The sequence below is a fragment of the Streptomyces sp. NPDC007025 genome, assembly GCF_042869455.1.
Taxonomy (GTDB): domain Bacteria; phylum Actinomycetota; class Actinomycetes; order Streptomycetales; family Streptomycetaceae; genus Streptomyces.
Genome location: NZ_JBIAFT010000001.1, coordinates 435,885 through 453,355, shown reverse-complemented (window position 1 = coordinate 453,355; position 17,471 = coordinate 435,885). Strand labels below are relative to the sequence as shown.

At 72.9% G+C, this 17,471-nt stretch carries 14 protein-coding genes; 9 read left to right on the top strand and 5 right to left on the bottom strand.

Features of this window, described 5'->3' with window-relative positions; genetic code table 11:
• Positions 1-6: 6 nt before the first annotated feature.
• Both ACFYMO_RS01860 and ACFYMO_RS01855 read right to left on the bottom strand, forming a co-directional pair.
• On the bottom strand, positions 7-414 hold the full coding sequence (locus tag ACFYMO_RS01860) for a RidA family protein (RefSeq protein WP_366770788.1): 408 nt from the start codon (positions 412-414) through the stop codon (positions 7-9).
• Between the two features lie 96 nt (positions 415-510).
• Positions 511-1,476, bottom strand: coding sequence for a TIGR03557 family F420-dependent LLM class oxidoreductase (locus ACFYMO_RS01855; protein ID WP_366770789.1), 966 nt, complete (start codon positions 1,474-1,476; stop codon positions 511-513).
• A 265-nt stretch (positions 1,477-1,741) separates the two neighbouring features.
• Between ACFYMO_RS01855 and ACFYMO_RS01850 the strand changes: the two genes are divergently transcribed.
• The gene (locus tag ACFYMO_RS01850) at positions 1,742-2,932 is read left to right on the top strand and encodes an alcohol dehydrogenase catalytic domain-containing protein (RefSeq protein ID WP_388543528.1); all 1,191 of its coding nucleotides are present in this window, start codon (positions 1,742-1,744) and stop codon (positions 2,930-2,932) included.
• Positions 2,933-3,045: 113 nt separating this feature from the next.
• Here the strand turns inward: ACFYMO_RS01850 and paaK are convergent, their stop codons facing one another.
• From paaK to ACFYMO_RS01835, 3 genes are all read right to left on the bottom strand, one after another.
• The gene (gene paaK / locus ACFYMO_RS01845; protein WP_366770792.1) at positions 3,046-4,359 is read right to left on the bottom strand and encodes a phenylacetate--CoA ligase PaaK; all 1,314 of its coding nucleotides are present in this window, start codon (positions 4,357-4,359) and stop codon (positions 3,046-3,048) included.
• Positions 4,360-4,373: 14 nt separating this feature from the next.
• Positions 4,374-4,748, bottom strand: coding sequence for a hydroxyphenylacetyl-CoA thioesterase PaaI (paaI, locus tag ACFYMO_RS01840; protein ID WP_366770939.1), 375 nt, complete (start codon positions 4,746-4,748; stop codon positions 4,374-4,376).
• 457 nt (positions 4,749-5,205) lie between these two features.
• Positions 5,206-6,045, bottom strand: coding sequence for a MerR family transcriptional regulator (locus ACFYMO_RS01835; protein ID WP_366770793.1), 840 nt, complete (start codon positions 6,043-6,045; stop codon positions 5,206-5,208).
• Between the two features lie 264 nt (positions 6,046-6,309).
• Here ACFYMO_RS01835 and ACFYMO_RS01830 point away from each other — a divergent pair, with 264 nt between their 5' ends.
• From ACFYMO_RS01830 to ACFYMO_RS01795, 8 genes are all read left to right on the top strand, one after another.
• A complete protein-coding gene (locus ACFYMO_RS01830) occupies positions 6,310-6,864 on the top strand; it encodes a hypothetical protein (RefSeq protein WP_366770794.1) in 555 nt (184 codons plus the stop codon).
• A 60-nt stretch (positions 6,865-6,924) separates the two neighbouring features.
• Positions 6,925-7,647 carry an endonuclease V gene (locus tag ACFYMO_RS01825; protein WP_388543527.1) on the top strand — a complete coding sequence of 241 codons (723 nt, stop codon included), beginning with the start codon at positions 6,925-6,927 and terminating at the stop codon, positions 7,645-7,647.
• A 122-nt stretch (positions 7,648-7,769) separates the two neighbouring features.
• Positions 7,770-9,680, top strand: coding sequence for a methylmalonyl-CoA mutase family protein (locus tag ACFYMO_RS01820; protein WP_388543526.1), 1,911 nt, complete (start codon positions 7,770-7,772; stop codon positions 9,678-9,680).
• On the top strand, positions 9,677-11,983 hold the full coding sequence (gene scpA, locus ACFYMO_RS01815; protein WP_366770798.1) for a methylmalonyl-CoA mutase: 2,307 nt from the start codon (positions 9,677-9,679) through the stop codon (positions 11,981-11,983). The genes ACFYMO_RS01820 and scpA overlap by 4 nt, the downstream gene beginning before the upstream one ends.
• 4 nt (positions 11,984-11,987) lie before the next feature.
• Positions 11,988-12,983: a methylmalonyl Co-A mutase-associated GTPase MeaB gene (gene meaB / locus ACFYMO_RS01810; protein WP_366770799.1), complete on the top strand. Its 996-nt coding sequence runs from the start codon at positions 11,988-11,990 to the stop codon at positions 12,981-12,983.
• Positions 12,984-13,513: 530 nt separating this feature from the next.
• The gene (locus tag ACFYMO_RS01805) at positions 13,514-14,935 is read left to right on the top strand and encodes an APC family permease (RefSeq protein ID WP_366770800.1); all 1,422 of its coding nucleotides are present in this window, start codon (positions 13,514-13,516) and stop codon (positions 14,933-14,935) included.
• Positions 14,936-15,473: 538 nt separating this feature from the next.
• A complete protein-coding gene (locus ACFYMO_RS01800) occupies positions 15,474-16,262 on the top strand; it encodes a hypothetical protein (RefSeq protein WP_388543525.1) in 789 nt (262 codons plus the stop codon).
• Positions 16,259-17,449 carry a S8 family serine peptidase gene (locus ACFYMO_RS01795; RefSeq protein ID WP_388543523.1) on the top strand — a complete coding sequence of 397 codons (1,191 nt, stop codon included), beginning with the start codon at positions 16,259-16,261 and terminating at the stop codon, positions 17,447-17,449. The genes ACFYMO_RS01800 and ACFYMO_RS01795 overlap by 4 nt, the downstream gene beginning before the upstream one ends.
• Positions 17,450-17,471 lie beyond the last annotated feature (22 nt).

Below are 17,471 nucleotides of genomic sequence, written 5' to 3'. Positions count from 1 at the left end.
GTCCGGTCAGTCCCGGACCGCCGCCACCGCCTCGATCTCGACCAGCTGGTCGGAGTACCCCAGCACGGTGACGCCCAGCAGCGTGCTGGGCACGTCGTGGTCGCCCACGGCATCGCGGTACACCTCCCAGGCCGCCACCAGGTCGGCCCGGCTGCTGGAGGCCACCAGGACCCGGGTGCTGATCAGATCCCGCAGGTCGGCACCCGCCTCGTGCAGCGCGGTACGCAGGTTCTCGACCGCGCGGGCCGCCTGGCCCGCGTAGTCCCCGACGGGGGTGACGGTGCCGTCGTCCGCCAGCGGGCAGGCCCCCGCGAGGAAGATCAGGCGCGCGTCGGGCGGCGCCGCTGCCGCGTACGCGTACTCGGCCACGTCGGAGAGGCTCCGGGAGCGGATCAGGGTCACGGCTCGGGCCACGGGTGTTCCCTTCGGCAGGTGCGGCAGGTCTCCCCGTACCCCAGCGCAGCGCGCAGGAGCACGCAACCGGTTTCCGCACCGCGCGGAATGCGACGCTCAGCCGGCCGCGAGCTGCTTGAGCCGGCCGATCAACTCCGCGTCGCAGAAGTCGAGGAATCCCCTGGGGTCCGGTCCGGCGTTCATCAGGACCAGCCGGTCGAAACCGGCCTCCAGGAAGGGTTCGGCCACCTCCAGGCAGCGCTGCGGATCGTTGCCGCAGGCGAACCGCTGCCGGATGTCCTCCTCGCGGATCTGCGCGGTGGCGGCCTCGAAGTTGACCGGATTGGGGAGTTCGCTCATCACCTTCCAGCCGGTCAGGGCCCAGCGGAAGGAGGCGAGCGCGGCCCTGGCTCCCTCGCTCTCGCTCTTCGCCCAGGCCAGCGGGACCTCGGCATAGCCGGGGCCGGTGCCGCCCGCCTCCCGGTAGTGGCGCACGATCTCGGGCTTCTCCTCCGTGGCGAACAGCGCGTCTCCGAGCTCGGCCGCGATCCGGCAGGAGGCGGGTCCGCTGGCGGCCACGGCGAGCAGCGGTGGCTCCGTGGGCAGATCGAAGATCCGCGCGTCCTCCAGGCGGAGGTATCTGCCCTCGTAGGAGCGGTAGCCGCCCTGCCACAGCAGCCGGATGATCTCCAGTGCCTCGCGGAATCTGGCGTGCCGCTCGGCCACGGAGGGCCAGCCGGTACCGGTCACATGCTCGTTCAGGCGCTCTCCGGAACCGACGCCGAGCACGAAGCGGCCCTCGGAGACGAGTGCCATCGTCGCGGCGGCCTGGGCGACGACGGCGGGGTGGTAGCGCATGCTGGGGCAGGTGACGCCGGTCACCAGCTTGATCCGCTCCGTCCTGGCGGCGACGGCGCCGAGCACGCTCCAGGTGAAGGCGGAATGTCCCTGGTCGTCCAACCAGGGGTGGTAGTGGTCGCTCATCTCCACGAAGTCGAACCCGGCGGCCTCGGCGGCGATCGCCTGGTCGATCAGTTCCCGGGGGCCGTACTGCTCGGTGGCGAGCTTGTAGCCGATCTGCATCTGCCCTGCTCCTCGGTCGCTCCCCCTCGAGTGTGTCCGCTGCCTCTTGCACGTTCCCACCGTTCCGCGCCGGGCTCGGGGTGTGACACGGCGAAGACGGGGAACCGCCGGGTACCGGCATGCCCCGTCCGGAGGAGACCGGCCCCGAGCCCACTCCCGACCTGTCGGTCCTGGTGGCAGGGGTTCGGCGGGGCCCGGCAGTACCGGCCCGGTGGTGGATGCGGTGCTGGTGCCGGTCGGTACCGGAGACGTCCTGGAGGAATCGATGAGGGCTCTGACCTACCACGGCAGGCGCGAGGTGAGTGTGGACACCGTGCCCGATCCGGAGATCACCGAGTCGGACGACATCGTCGTGCAGATCACCACGAGCGGGATCTGCGGGTCCGATCTGCACCTGTACGAGGTACTCGGGCCGTTCATGGGCGAGGGCGACATCCTCGGGCATGAGCCGATGGGAGTGGTCGTGGAGGTCGGCCCGGAGGTGGCCGCGGTCGCTCCCGGCGACCGGGTGGTGGTGCCGTTCAACGTCAGTTGCGGCACCTGCTGGATGTGCCGGCAGGGCCTCCACTCACAGTGCGAGACCACTCAGGTGCATGACTACCACAGCGGGGCCGCCCTGTTCGGCTTCAGCAAGCTCTACGGCCAGGTGCCCGGAGGCCAGGCCGAGCTCCTGCGCGTCCCGTTCGGCAACCATCTGCCGGTGAAGGTGCCGGACGGGCCCCCGGACGAACGCTTCGTGTACCTGTCGGACGTGCTGCCGACAGCCTGGCAGGCGGTGTCCTACGCGGACATCCCCCGCGGTGGCAGCGTCACCGTGCTGGGGCTGGGGCCGATCGGGGACATGGCGACACGTATCGCACAGCACCAGGGCGCCGAACTGGTGGTCGGCGTCGATCTGGTGCCCGAGCGGCTGGAGCGCGCCCGCGCACACGGTGTCCACACCCTGGATCTGCGGGAGCACCACGACCTCGGCGCGGCCGTGCGGGAGCTGACGCAGGGCCGGGGTACGGACGCGGCCATCGACGCCGTCGGCATGGAGGCACACGGCGCACCCGTCGCCAGAGCCGCGCACCAGGCCGTCGGGCTGCTGCCGGAGTCCCTGGGGGCCAGGATGATGCAGCGCGCCGGGGTCGACCGGCTGACGGCGCTGAACGCCGCGTTCGACGTCGTGCGGCGCGGCGGCACCGTCTCCGTCGTGGGCGTCTATGGCGGCGCCGCCGACCCGCTGCCGATGCTGAAGCTGTTCGACAAGCAGATCCAGCTGCGGATGGGCCAGGCGAACGTGCGCCACTGGGTGGACGAGATTCTCCCGCTGCTGACGGACGAGGACCCGTTGGGGGTGGACCACTTCGCCACGCACTCCCTCCCGCTGGAGAAGGCACCGGAGGCGTACGGCGCCTTCCAGCGCAAAGAGGACGGCATGGTCAAGGCGCTGCTGAAGCCCTCGGCGGCCTGAGGCGGGGGCCGGGACCCTCGCCCCCGCGTACCCGAACCGCTGCTCCGGGCCCGGCCGGTGACGCCGAAGGCCGCGCGGCCGCGGCACCGGTCCGCGGGAGCGCTCGCGGACCGCTACGCCGGAGCCGTACTGCCCGCTTCGGTGCGCAGGTCCCGGATCCGGCGGAACTTCCCGACGGAGCGCTCGATGGTCTCCGGATCGACCACGTGGGCCTCCACCGCCACCCCGATGCCGTCCTTGACGCGGCGCACGAGCGCGGCCTCGGCCGCGGCGCGGTCGGCCGGGGTGGCCGCAGGCCGGGCCTCCACGAGCACGCTGAGGTGGTCCAGCCGCCCCTGCCGGGTGAGCTGGAGCTGGAAGTGCGGGGCCACGGCGGGGAGGTCGAGCACGATCTCCTCGATCTGGCTGGGGAAGACGTTGACCCCACGCAGGATGATCATGTCGTCGCTGCGGCCGGTGATCTTCTGGATGCGGCGGAACGCGGGGCGCGCGGTGCCGGGCAGCAACCGGGTCAGATCGCGGGTGCGGTAGCGGATGACCGGCAGCGCCTCCTTCGTCAGCGTCGTCAGCACGAGTTCGCCCGGCTCCCCGGAGGGCTGCGGCTCCTCCCCCAGCGGGTCGACGATCTCCGGATAGATGTGGTCCTCCCACAGCTGGAGGCCGTCCTTGGTCTCCACGCACTCCTGGGCGACGCCTGGCCCCATCACCTCCGAGAGCCCGTAGATGTCGACCGCGTGCAGGTCGAACCGCTCCTCGATCTCCCGCCGCATCGCCTCCGTCCACGGCTCGGCGCCGAAGATGCCCACGCGCAGCGAGGTGCCGCGCGGGTCGATGCCCTGGCGCTCGAACTCGTCCAGCAGCGTGAGCATGTAGGTGGGCGTGACCATGATGATCTCGGGCCGGAAGTCCTGGATGAGCTGCACCTGCCGTGCCGTCATCCCTCCCGAGGCCGGGATGACGGTGCACCCGGCGCGCTCGGCACCGTAATGCGCGCCCAGGCCGCCCGTGAACAGCCCGTATCCGTAGGAGACATGCACCTTGTGCCCGGGTCGGCCACCCGCCGCCCGGATGCAGCGGGCCACAAGATCGGCCCAGGTGTCGAGATCCCGCTGGGTGTACCCGACCACGGTCGGGCGGCCCGTCGAACCGCTGGAGGCGTGGATACGCCGCACGTCCTCCATCGGCACACCGAACATACCGAACGGATACGTGTCACGCAGATCGGACTTGGTGGTGAAGGGAAACTTCGCCAGGTCCTCCAGAGTGCGGCAGTCCGCGGGCCGCACACCGGCCTCGTCGAACTTCTTCCGGTACAGCTCCACGTCCTGGTAGGCGTGCCGGAGGGTGGCCTGGAGGCGCTCCAGCTGCACCTGCCGCAGTTCCTCCGCGCTCAGCCGCTCCCCGGCGTCCAGCAGTTCGTCCGTCATCGCTGCTCCCCGTCTCACTTCACAGGCGTGGTGGTGCGGCTGCGCCCCCTGAACTCCGCGACCACCTGTTCACCGCGCAGCACGGTCACGTCGTAGAGGCCGCTGCGGCCGTAGCGGGTGCGCTCCCGGGCGACGGCCAGCAGCTCGTCGCCCTCCCATGCGGGCGCCACGAAGGTGATGTCCGCGCCGGCAGCCACGGTCACCGGGCCGTGGCCGTTGCACGCGCAGGCGAACGCGGTGTCGGCGAGCAGGAAGAGGTGGCCGCCGTGCGCGGTGCCGTGCCCGTTGACCATGTCGCCGGTCACCCGCATTCGCACGGTGGCGAATCCCGCGCCGCCCTCCACCAGTTCGATCCCGAGGGCACCGGAGGCCCGATCGGCGCCGAGCATCGCCTCCACGGGCCCGCTCCCGGCCCCCGCATCATTCCCCACCTGCGACCTCCCGCTTCTGACCGAACACCGACCGAACATTCGGTGTGCCCAGTAATCCAGTGCGGAGACCGGGCTGTCAAGAGATTCGGCACGGGCCCCTGCGGACGGCATCCCGCTTCCCTCCGTCGACTCCTGCGGGCGGGGATCCACCCGGTCGCGGGGGTCGTGGACCACCTGGACCCGCTCGCCACGGTCGGCGTACTTCTTGTCGAGCGTCGTCGAGTCCGGTCGGCCCGCCGCGCGGTCCGGCGCGTGCCGGTAGTCGACGGTGATGTCGGCGTGCGTTCCGCCGTAGCTGAGGAGTGGTCCGGGGCGTGGAGGAATCCCGTGCCGGTGGGGTCGGCGGCCCCCGCGGTCCGGCCCTCCGGACGCCAGGCGGACCGTACCCGGGCCGGGCGGGCATACCGGAGGCGCGTCAGCCCGCGCGCCCGGGAGCTCCCACGTCCCCGAAACCGGCCGCTTCGGTATGGTCCGGCCTGCTCCCGGACCGGTCCCCGGCCCCGGGCCCGGCCGTGGCGGCCGGGCCGCCGGAGGCGTGGTCGCGCAGATACGCGTGCAGCAGTCCGGCTCCTTCCAGCATGGCCGCGGTGCGGGCCGTCAGCTCCGCGTCGCGGCGGGCGAGCGCCGCCCGCAGCTCTCCCGTGCCGCCGGTCTCGCGCAGGCCCTCCAGGACGGTGCGGATCTGCGGCAGCGGGTAGCGGCTCTGCCGGAGCAGGGCGATCAGACGGGCGTCGCGGATCTCCACGGGGCCGAATCCCCGGTAGCCGGTGCCCGGTTCGCGGTGCGGGGTCAGCAGCCCGGCCGCTTCCCACACCCGCAGCGCGGAGGGCCGCAACCCGAGTTGGTGGGCCAGTTCGCCGATGCGCAGCACTCCGCGGCTCGGTGTCGCCTCCTCGGGCGCCCGCTCCGCCGTGGCCGTCAGCGCCTCGCTCGCCGTCCGGAGCGATCGGCGCTGCTCGTGGAGCGTGGCATGGCACTCGTTCACCAGCTCCAGCGCCGCCGGTACGTCGTCCTCGTGCACGGCGTGCAGCATGTTCCGGGCGGGACCGGGGCCGTAGCCCTTCGCCAGTCCTCGGAAGGTGAGGAGTGCGGCGCGGTGGCGCGGGGTGAAGACCCGGTACCCGGACTCGGTGCGCGAGGCGGGTGGCAGTACGCCCGCCGCTTCGTAGTTGCGCACCTGCTGCGTGGAGATCCCGGCGACGCGCGCGAGATCCACCGAGCGCAGGGCACGGTCCGCTCGCGCTTCGGCTCCCATGGGGTGCTCCCTCCCGGCCCGGATCGGTGGGAGAGGCAGGCTACGCGCTGCCGTGCCGTCGCGCTCACCGTCTTGCGCGCGGCGGATCCCGGCCGGGCTCCCCCAGCGCACCGGTGCGTGCCGAGAGCGGGGCCCACCGTCACCCGGAAGGAGGGTTTGCGGGGGCGGGTTGCGGCGTCCCCGCTCCGTCGGCATCCCGGACGGCGGACCATGCGGTCACCGAGCCCCCGTATTCGGGGCAGCGCCCGACAAGAAGAGGTGTCCATGTTCCGCTTCGCCGCCACCACCCGCACCGCCGTCCGCAGGAGCAGTGCCCGGTGCCGTGGCGCCGGAGTCCTCGCGCTGTGCGCCTCCGGTGCCGCACTCCTGGCGCTGGTGTCGCCGAGCGCCTGGGCCGCGCCGTCCGGGCAGGGAGCCCCGAGTGCGCATGCGGCCCCGGCGCGTCCCACCCCGCAGATCTACGAGCCCCCGGCCGGGAGCGGGCACACCGCGGCACGGCGCCACACCGGTCCGGAGATCCACCGCTTTCTGACCTGGTTCTACGGGACGCACGGCCCGGACCGTGTGCAGCGGGAGCACTTCGTCTCCGACCTCCTGAAGCTGAAGCAGGCGCAGCACCCCGACCGCGACGTCATCCTGTGCGCGCAGATCACGCCGCGGGACATCGAGGTCGGCCCGGTGACCACCGCGCAGTCGGCGGGGTTCGGCTGGGCCACGGTGACCGCACACTGGGCGGACGGGACGGCGAGCACCTCGACCGCCTACGTCGCGCTGGACTCGCATCCGATCGAACTGCACGATGTCGTCTGCGCGCAGTGACGCGCGGCAGGCCGTGCCACCGCGCGCACCTGGGAAGAGCGGGACGAACGGGAGCGTGACGTGGGGACGGTCGGGGTGGAAGCACACCACGGGGTGACGGCGGTGCCGGAGGGGTGGCCCACCACGGAGGCCGAGGCGGTGGCGGCGCAGGAACGGCTGCGCGAGGCGGCCGATCCGGTCGGCCCCGGTCCCGGTCCCGACGAGGTGCGGACGGTCGCCGGGGTCGACGTCGCCTACGCCGACGACGGCGGACTGGTCGCGGCGGCCGTCGTACTGGACGCGGCGACGCTGGCCGTGCTGGACGAGTCGGTGCACGTGGGGCGCGCCTCCTTCCCGTACGTCCCGGGGCTGCTGGCGTTCCGCGAACTGCCGTCGGTCGCCGCCGCGCTGCGCGGGCTGTCCCGGTACCCGGAGCCGGATGTGGTGGTGTGCGACGGCTACGGCGTCGCCCACCCCCGGCGTGCGGGACTCGCCGTGCACCTGGGAGTGCTGACGGGCCTCCCCTGCTTCGGAGTGGCCAAGACCCCGTTCGTCTTCGACCACGAGACCCCGGCCCGGGAACGGGGAGCGTGGTCGCCGCTGACCATGGACGGCGAGCCGGTCGGCCGGGCACTGCGCACCCAGGACGGAGTCAAGCCGGTGTTCGTCTCCGTGGGCAGCGGCATCAGCCTGGACAATGCCTGCGCCCTCGTACTGCGGCTGGCCCCCGGCTACCGCCAGCCGGAGACGACACGCCGGGCCGACCGACTCGCCCGGCGGGAGCTCGCCGCGCGGAGCGGATGAGTCGGCGGGAGCCGTGGCACGCCCGGCAAACCGTGCGAAGGCAGACCGCCCGCGGCGGGAGAGTGCAAGGTCACACCCTCGGGTTGCTGCTACTCGCCGGTCACCTCACCTAATCTGCGGCCATGACGGTCCCGCCTGAAGAAGGGCTCTCCCTCGCGCAGGACTTCCCGGACGCCACCTACGAACAGTGGCAGCAGCTCGTCTCCGGGGTTCTGCGCAAGACGGGAGCGACGGTCCCGGACGCCTCCGAGCCCGAGTCCGCCCTCACCACGACGCTCACCGACGGCATCGACGTACGTCCCCTGTACACGAGGGAAGTCACGGGGGAAGTCACGAAGGAAGGGACGGGCGGCCCGCGGGGGTTCCCCGGGTTCGCGCCGTTCACCAGGGGAGCCCGTGCCGAGGGCAATGCCGCGCACGGCTGGGACGTACGGCAGCGGCACACGCGTACCGACGCCGCCGGGACCCGGGAGGCGGTGCTCGGCGACCTGGAGAACGGTGTCACTTCCGTCTGGCTGGCGGTGGGCGAGGGCGGGCTGCCGATCGAGGACCTGGAGAGCGCCCTGGAGGGCGTCTACCTCGATCTGGCGCCGGTGGTACTGGAGGCGGGCGCCGACTTCGGCCGGGCGGCCGCCGAACTGCTGCGGCTGCGCGGGCGTCTGACGGACGGTGCCGAGCCCGCCCCCGGCAGCCTGCTGGGGGCCGATCCGCTGGGGTACGCGGCACGCACCGGAGCGCACGGGGCGGTACCGGAGCTGCGCCCCGAGGCGGCGGCGCTGGCGGAGGAGTGCGGGCGGCGGGAGCCGGGGCTGCGCACCTACGTGGTGGACACGCTGCCGTACCACGAGGCGGGAGGCACACCCGCACGGGAGCTGGGCTGCGCCCTGGCGACCGGAGTGGCCTATCTGCGGGACATGACGGCTGCCGGGATGCCGGTGGAGGCGGCCTGCGGGCAGCTGGAGTTCCGGTACGCCGCGACGGCGGACCAGTTCACCAGCATGGCGGCGCTGCGTGCGGCGCGCCGGCTGTGGTCGCGCGTCGTACAGGCGTGCGGCGCCCCCTCCCGGGCGGGCGCCCAGCGGCAGCACGCGGTGACCTCGGCGGTGATGATGACCCGCCGCGACCCGTGGGTGAACATGCTCCGTACGACGGTGGCGACACTGGCGGCCGGGGCGGGCGGCGCGGACGCCGTCACGGTGCTGCCGTTCGACGACGCGCTCGGCCTGCCGGACGGGTTCGCCCGCCGGATCGCCCGCAACACCTCCACCATCCTGCTGGAGGAGTCCCATCTGGCCGGGGTGATCGACCCGGCGGGCGGCTCCTGGTATGTGGAGACGCTCACCGACGAGTTGGCCCGCGCGGCCTGGGCCTGGTTCCAGGAGATCGAGGGCGCGGGCGGCATGGCGGCCGCGCTGCGCGACGGGCTGGTCGAGGCGCGGCTGCGCGAGGGCTGGGCGGAGCGCGGCCGGGCGCTGGCGCACCGGAGCGAACCGATCACCGGTGTCAGCGAGTTCCCGCTGCTGGACGAGCGGCCCGTGGAGCGGGAACGGGCGCCCGAGCGGCCCGGCGGCGGGCTGCCGCGGGTGCGCCGGGACGACCAGTTCGAGGCGCTGCGGGCCCGCTCAGACGCGCACCTGGCGGCGACCGGTGCCCGCCCGAAGCTGTTCCTGGCGGCGCTGGGCCCGGCCGCCGTGCACACCGCACGGGTCTCGTTCGTCGCCAACCTCGCCCGCGCCGGGGGCATCGAGCCGGTGCACGATCCGGTGACGGTGGACGCGGGGAACGCGGCCGGGGCGTTCGAGGGCAGCGGCGCCTCGGTGGCCTGCCTGTGCTCGAGCGACACGCTCTACGCCGAACAGGCGGCGGACGTGGGCGCCGCGCTCCGGGCGGCGGGCGCCACCCGGGTGCTGCTGGCGGGCCGCCCCGGGGAAGCCGAGTCCACCGAGTACGGCGTCGACGGGTTCGTCCACGCGGGCGGCGATGCCGTCGCCCTTCTCACCTCCCTTCTCGACTGCATGGGGGTCGACGCATGAGCCGCCGGACGACAGGACCGGACGCGGAACCGGGGAGCCCGGTGCCCGACTTCACGACCGTCGGACTGGACGGCCCGGAGCCCGCCGAGGGCACCGCCGGGCAGTGGCGCGAGGCGGTCGCCGAGCGGACCGGGCGCGAGGCCCCGGAACTGGACTGGAACACGCCCGAGGGCATCGCGGTCAAGCCGCTCTACACGGACGAGGACCTGCGCGGGCTGGACTTCCTGGAGACCTATCCGGGGATCGCGCCGTATCTGCGGGGCCCGTATCCGACGATGTACGTCAACCAGCCCTGGACGATCCGCCAGTACGCGGGCTTCTCCACCGCGGAGGAGTCCAACGCCTTCTACCGGCGCAACCTGGCGGCCGGGCAGAAGGGCCTGTCCGTCGCCTTCGACCTGCCCACCCACCGCGGCTACGACAGCGACCACCCGCGGGTGACGGGCGATGTCGGAATGGCGGGCGTGGCGATCGACTCGCTCTACGACATGCGGCAGCTCTTCGACGGGATCCCGCTGGACCGGATGACGGTCTCGATGACGATGAACGGCGCGGTGCTGCCGGTGCTGGCGCTCTACATCGTCGCGGCCGAGGAGCAGGGTGTGCCGCCGGAGAAGCTGGCAGGGACCATCCAGAACGACATCCTCAAGGAGTTCATGGTCCGCAACACCTACATCTACCCGCCGCAGCCCTCCATGCGGATCATCTCCGACATCTTCGCGTACACCTCGCAGAAGATGCCGCGGTACAACTCCATCTCCATCTCCGGCTACCACATCCAGGAGGCCGGGGCGACGGCGGATCTGGAGCTGGCCTACACCCTGGCGGACGGGGTGGAGTACCTGCGCGCCGGGATGGCGGCGGGGATGGACGTGGACGCGTTCGCGCCGCGGCTGTCGTTCTTCTGGGCGATCGGCATGAACTTCTTCATGGAGGTCGCCAAGCTGCGCGCGGCGCGGCTGCTGTGGGCGAAGCTGGTCTCGCGGTTCGGCCCGCAGAACCCCAAGTCGCTCTCGCTGCGCACCCACTCGCAGACCTCCGGCTGGTCGCTGACGGCGCAGGACGTGTTCAACAACGTCACCCGCACCTGTGTCGAGGCGATGGCGGCGACCCAGGGGCACACCCAGTCGCTGCACACCAACGCGCTGGACGAGGCGCTGGCGCTGCCGACGGACTTCTCCGCGCGGATCGCCCGCAACACGCAGCTCCTGCTGCAGCAGGAGTCGGGCACCTGCCGGGTGATCGACCCGTGGGGCGGCAGCGCCTATGTGGAACGGCTCACCCACGACCTGGCGCGCCGGGCCTGGCAGCACATCGAGGAGGTCGAGGCCGCGGGCGGGATGGCCAAGGCCATCGACGCGGGCATTCCCAAGCTGCGCGTGGAGGAGGCGGCGGCGCGCACCCAGGCCCGGATCGACTCCGGTCGGCAGCCGGTGATCGGGGTCAACAAGTACCGGGCGGTCGACGACGAGCAGATCGACGTGCTGAAGGTCGACAACTCGGCGGTGCGGGCCCAGCAGGTCGAGAAGCTGCGACGGCTGCGCGCCGAACGGGACGAGGCGGCCTGCGGCGCGGCCCTGGAGGCGCTCACCCGGGCCGCCGGGGCCGCTTCGGGGCCGGGTCTGGAGAACAATCTGCTGGCACTCGCGGTGGACGCGGCGCGCGCCATGGCCACCGTCGGGGAGATCTCGGACGCATTGGAGAAGGTGTACGGGCGGCACGCGGGTCAGATCCGTACGATCTCCGGTGTGTACCGCGAGGAGGCCGGAGTGTCGTCGTCCCTGACCCGCACCCGCGCGCTGGTGGACGCCTTCGAGGAGGCGGAGGGCCGCAGGCCGCGGCTGCTGGTGGCCAAGATGGGGCAGGACGGCCACGACCGCGGGCAGAAGGTGATCGCCACCGCCTTCGCCGACCTGGGCTTCGATGTCGACGTCGGCCCGCTGTTCCAGACCCCGGCGGAGGTGGCGCGGCAGGCGGTCGAGGCGGACGCGCACATCGTGGGCGTCTCCTCGCTGGCGGCCGGTCACCTCACGCTGGTCCCGGCGCTGCGCGAGGAGCTCGCGGCGGCGGGCCGGGACGACATCATGATCGTCGTCGGTGGGGTGATCCCGCCCGCCGACGTGGCGGCGCTGCACGAGGCGGGCGCGACGGCCGTCTTCCCGCCCGGCACGGTCATCCCCGACGCGGCCTACGACCTGGTGCGCAAGCTGGCCGCCGAGCTGGGCCACCCCGCGGAGCCGGACGCGGGCGAACCGGGCGGGAGCGAACCGGGCCGGGACGCCGCCGAGGGCCGTGAGGGCTGAGCGGATGCCGCGGGCGATCGACATCGACAGCTATGCCGAGGGCGTGCTGGCGGGCTCCCGCGCGTACATCGCCCGGGCGATCACGCTGGTGGAGTCGCGCCGGGCCGACCATCGGGAGCTGGCCCAGCAGTTGCTGACGGTGCTGCTGCCGCACGCGGGCGGCGCCCGGCGGGTCGGGATCAGCGGGGTGCCGGGGGTCGGCAAGTCGACCTTCATCGACGCGCTGGGCACTTTGCTGACGGAGCGCGGCCACCGGGTGGCGGTGCTGGCGGTCGACCCCTCCTCCACCCGCACCGGCGGCTCCATCCTGGGCGACAAGACCCGAATGGAACGTCTCGCGGTCAACCCCGACGCCTTCGTGCGCCCCTCCCCCACCGCGGGGACGCTGGGCGGGGTCGCCAAGGCCACCCGCGAGACGATGCTGGTGATGGAGGCCGCCGGCTACGACGTCGTACTGGTGGAGACGGTCGGCGTCGGCCAGTCGGAGGCGACCGTCGCGCAGATGGTCGACTCCTTCCTGCTGCTGTCCCTGGCCCGCACCGGCGACCAGCTCCAGGGCATCAAGAAGGGCGTGCTGGAGATCGCCGACGTACTGGCCGTCAACAAGGCGGACGGGCCGCACGAGCGGGACGCCCGCTCGGCGGCCCGCGAGCTGGCGGGTGCGCTGCGGCTGATGCGGGCTTCCGACGCGGCCTGGACCGCGCCGGTCCTCACCTGCAGCGGCCGCGAGGGCACCGGTCTGGCCGAGGTGTGGGAGCGGCTGGAGCGGCACCGCGCGGTGCTGGAGTCGACCGGGGAGCTGGCCGCCAAGCGCCGCGACCAGCAGGTCGAGTGGGTGTGGTCGATGGTCCGCGACGATCTGCTCAGCCGTCTCGAACAGCACCCGGAGGTGCGGCGGCTGGCACCGCTGCTGGAGGAGCAGGTCCGCGAGGGCGGGCTGACCGCGACGCTGGCGGCGCAGCGGATCGTGGCGGCGTTCGGCCTGCCGCGCGCGGACTGACCACTTCCCGTCTGCCGCCTCCCGTCTCCCGCAGAGCTGCTCCTCCGGCCTCGCGCGGGCTGCGTCTCGCCGCGGCCCCTGGCCACCGCGCGCCCTCCCCTTCCCCGGTCCTCCCACGTGTACCGGTCCTCCGGCGTGTTCCGAGCCGTCCCGTGGGCCGCGACTGTGCGGCGCCGTCTCGCGGGCCTGCGCCGGGTCGGGAAGCGGGGTGCGCCGAGCCGGCCGGCCGCATCCTGAGACGGCGCAGGCTGCGCGGGGGTGCGGGGCGAGAAATTTCGAGAATCGTCGCTGCGGTTTCCTCGTGAGCCGAAATCGGCCGTGCAGGACGTGTCCCGCAACCGGAAGAGACTTCAAGGGGACACTGAGCAACGGATTCCGTCGAATGGAGGTCTTGACTCCGGTTTGCCGCAGCGGCTTGTATGCGGCGACCGGACCGCGTTCCGGCACCCGCACATTCCGCACCGCCGCTCGGTGCGCCACCGGAGGCGATACCGCACCCCGCCCAGTACGCACGGTACGAACGGAACAGCATGACCGACACGCGCGAAGCGAACAGCAGGCCACGGCTCACCCGCTCCATCGGCGTCGTGGGCGGCACACTGCTCACCCTGTCCTGCCTGACCCCGGCCTCGTCCCTGTTCGTGATCGTGCCGGACTCGCTCGGCACGCTGGGCACCGGGACCGCGCTCGCCCTCACCGTCGCGGCCCTGCTGTGCGTCGGCGTCGCCTTCACCTACTCCGAACTGGGCACCCTGATCCCCAGCTCGGGCGGCGAGTACGCGATGATCGGCACCCTGCTGGGCAGGCTGGCCGGCTGGCTGGTGTTCGTCCTGTCGCTGATCGTCGTCATGATCGTGCCGCCGATCATCGCGCTGGGCACCGCCGACTACCTCGCGCCTCTCGTGCACCTCGATCCGCGGTTCGCCGCGGCCGCCGTGATGCTGCTGTCCACCGCCATGGGGCTGCTGGACCTGCGGGCCAACGCCTGGATCACCGGCGTCTTCCTCGCCCTGGAGGTGGTGGGCGCCGCCGTGGTCGCCGTGCTGGGCTTCACCCACACCCGCCGCTCCGCCTCGGTACTGGTGCACCCGGTCACGGACGGCGGACACGGCCACACCGCGCCGGTCACGGCCGGGCTGATCGTCGCCGGGCTCGCCACCGCACTCTTCATCCTGCAGGGCTTCTCGACGGCCGTGTACCTGGCCGAGGAGATGGAGAACCCGCGGCGCACCGTGGCCCGTACCGTGCTGTGGACCCTCGCGCTCGGATTCGCGGTGGTCATCGTCCCGGTCGTCGCCATCACGCTGGGCGCACCGGATCTGCGGACCCTCGCCGGTGGGGACATCGCGGGCATGGTCCAGGGCTGGAGCAACTCGGCCGTCGGGACGTTCATCAGCCTGTGCATCGCGCTGGCGATCATCAACGCCGCCATCGTCATGGTCGTCCAGAACTCGCGGGTGGTCTTCGCCTCCGCCCGGGACTCCGCCTGGCCCGCGCCGGTCAACCGCGCCTTCTCCCGGCTCGGCAGGCGCTTCGGCTCCCCCTGGGTGGCGACGCTCGTGGTGGGCCTGCCCGGCGCGCTGCTGTGCTTCGTCGACCTGGACATGCTGAGCGAGGTCACCGGCGTCGCGGTGGCAGGCATGTATGTCTTCGTCGCGCTCGGCGCCCTCGCGGCCCGGCGCACGGAGTTCAAGCACCGCGCCGCCTGGCGCATGCCGCTGTGGCCGGTGCTCCCCGCGCTGCTGATGGCGGTGCTGCTGTGGGTCCTGTTCCGGCAGAGCCCGGAGAGTCTCGCCGTCACCGGCGGCATCGTCCTCGTCGCCGTCGTCTACTGGGCGTGCTATCTGCGCCCGCGCCGGCGGACCCGCTGGGTCATCGCCGTCCCCGAGGACGAGCAGGCTCCGGCAGCCGACCGCGAGGACAGCGCCGCCGAGACGCTCCAGCCGGTCTGAGCGCACGGTGGCGAACCGCCGCGGCGGACGCGGTGCGGTCCTCGTCCCACGTCCATGGGCTGGTATGTCCTGAACTGTTCTGACCTGCAGTTCTGTGACACAGACGAGACCGGAGACAGAGCTTCCGGCCCAGGAACGGCCGATAGGGTCTGCTACGCAAACGCGGGGGCACGCGCGTTAAATCAGCGAGCGCAGGCGTCTCCCCCCGCTGCTCTGCACCCGCGCTCAGGGGTGCCGATCGCCGAGGAGGGGAGCCATGTCCTACCCGAGCCCACCCGAGCCCCCAGGCAGCGCCGGGGGCTACGGGCGGCAGCCGGGCCCACCGCCCGCGATGCCGCCCGGCCCGCCGCCCGGCCCGCCCGGCCCGCCCGGACCACCCGGCATGCCCGGGCCGATCGGCATGCCTCCGGGCCAGGGTGGCTCCTCCCCGCAGGGCGGCCCTGCCCCGCACGGTGTTCCGGGACCGCACGGCGCGCCCGGACCGCAACCGGGCATGCCGCAACCGGGGATACCCGGAAGCGGATCGCCAGGAGCCGGGATGCAGCCGGGCATGCCGCTCCCGCCGCCCAAGAAGAACACCGGTCGCACCTGCCTGACCGCGTTCCTCGGCGTCGTGGGCGCCCTGGCACTCCTCGCGGGCGGCGCGCTGGCGGCGCACACCGTCTCCAACGCGCAGCAGGACGTCTCCAACCGCACCGGCTACGGACCGGCCATGTGGCGCAACGAGCCGGTGGACAAGCTCTTCCCCAAGACGCTGGGGCCGAAGGCGGACGCCCAGTCGGAAGCGGACGACCCCAAGAGCGCCGAATGGCACCGGCTGGGCATATCCGAGCAGACCGGCTGTGCCGAAGCCCTGACCGGGACGCTGGCGGCCGAGGCCGAGAAGCGCGGCTGCAAGGCGGTGCTGCGCGCCACATACGCCGATCCCACGGGCAACTTCGTCGCCACCGTGGCACTGATCGTACTGCCCGAGGTCGAGAACCCCGAGGAGGGGATGGGCACCTTCTTCGACGCGGAGCGGGACAAGCGCACCGAGAGCCACGGGGTCAAGGCACTCGCGGTCCCCGACACGGTGGCCGCCGACTGGAAGGACTCCAGGCGCAACGGCACGGACGGGATGCAGGCCACCGGTCTGCATCTGCCGTACGCCATCGCGGCCTCGGCCGGATCGGCGGACGGCCGCAAGGCGGGCCGGCTGCCCGGGCAGTGGGGCCGTACCGAACTCGACGCCAAGTCGGACCTGATGCCCTGGCGGGAAGGGGCCGAGACCCTCGCCCACGACCTGGACGTGCACATCGGTGACCTGCTGCTGGAGGAGACGTCATGACGCGTCGGCGCATCGGCACCGCGGTCGCCGCTGCCGGACTGAGCGCGCTGCTGTGCGCGGTCACCGCGGCCCCCGCCCGGGCCGACACCCCTGCCAGTTGGGAAGCGGGAGCGCTCGGGCTGTCCTCGGCCCAGCGCGCCTCGCAGGGCGACGGCGTGAAGGTCGCCGTGCTGGACAGCGGCGTCGAGAAGGACCACCCGGCCCTGGCCGGCAAGGTCACCACCGGGCCCGACTTCCTCAAGGACGGACTCCACTCCGGCGATCCGCGCTGGGGAGGCCACGGCACGGCCATGGCCTCCGACGTGCTCAAGGTCGCCCCAGAGGCGGACATCCTGTCGGTGCGGGTGATCGACGACAAGAAGGAGCACGATGTCGGCGACTGGAAGACCGGCCCCAGCCCGGTCGCCCAGGGCATCACCTACGCGGTCGACCACGGTGCCGACGTCATCTCCATGTCGCTGGGCGGCGACACCTTCGGGTCCTCGTTCGACGAGGAGGAGACCAAGGCGCTGGCGCACGCCGCCTACAAGGGGGTGACTGTGGTGGCCTCGGCGGGCAACGACGGCGACGTCTTCAACGAGTCGTCCTACCCTGCCGGCTACCCGGGTGTGATCGCGGTGGCCGCCGTCGCGCAGGGCGGCAGCCGGGCCGGTTTCTCCACGGTCCGGACGTACAACAGCGTCGCGGCTCCCGGCGTGGGGATCGTCAGCGCGAAGAACACCGGCGGCTACGCGCCCGTCAACGGCACCTCACCCGCGGCGGCCCTCACCTCCGGTGTGGTGGCACTGATGCTCGGCAAGGACGGCGAACTCAAGCCCTCCCAGGTCCGCGCCATCCTCACCGACACGGCCCACCACCCGCCGGGCGGCTACGACCCCAGGGTGGGCCACGGGATGATCGACGCGGCCGCGGCCGTACGCGCCGCGTCCGATCCGCCCGCCGACGGCGCGGCCGCCAGCGCGTACAAGGGCAAGAAGTTCCTGACCCCGCCGAACGGCGTGAAGCCCACCCAGCACCCGCCGATGGAGACGGCGCCGCTGGCCATCGGCTCCTCGGTGGCGGGCGTCGGACTGCTGATGGTGATCGGTGCCGTGGTGATCAGCCGGACGGGCCGGCGCCGTACCGCCGCGGTGAGCCCGGCAGGACCGGTAGGACCGGCAGGGCCCGGGGGCTTCCCCGGCCGGTAGCCTCCCGAACCACAGGTGGGGC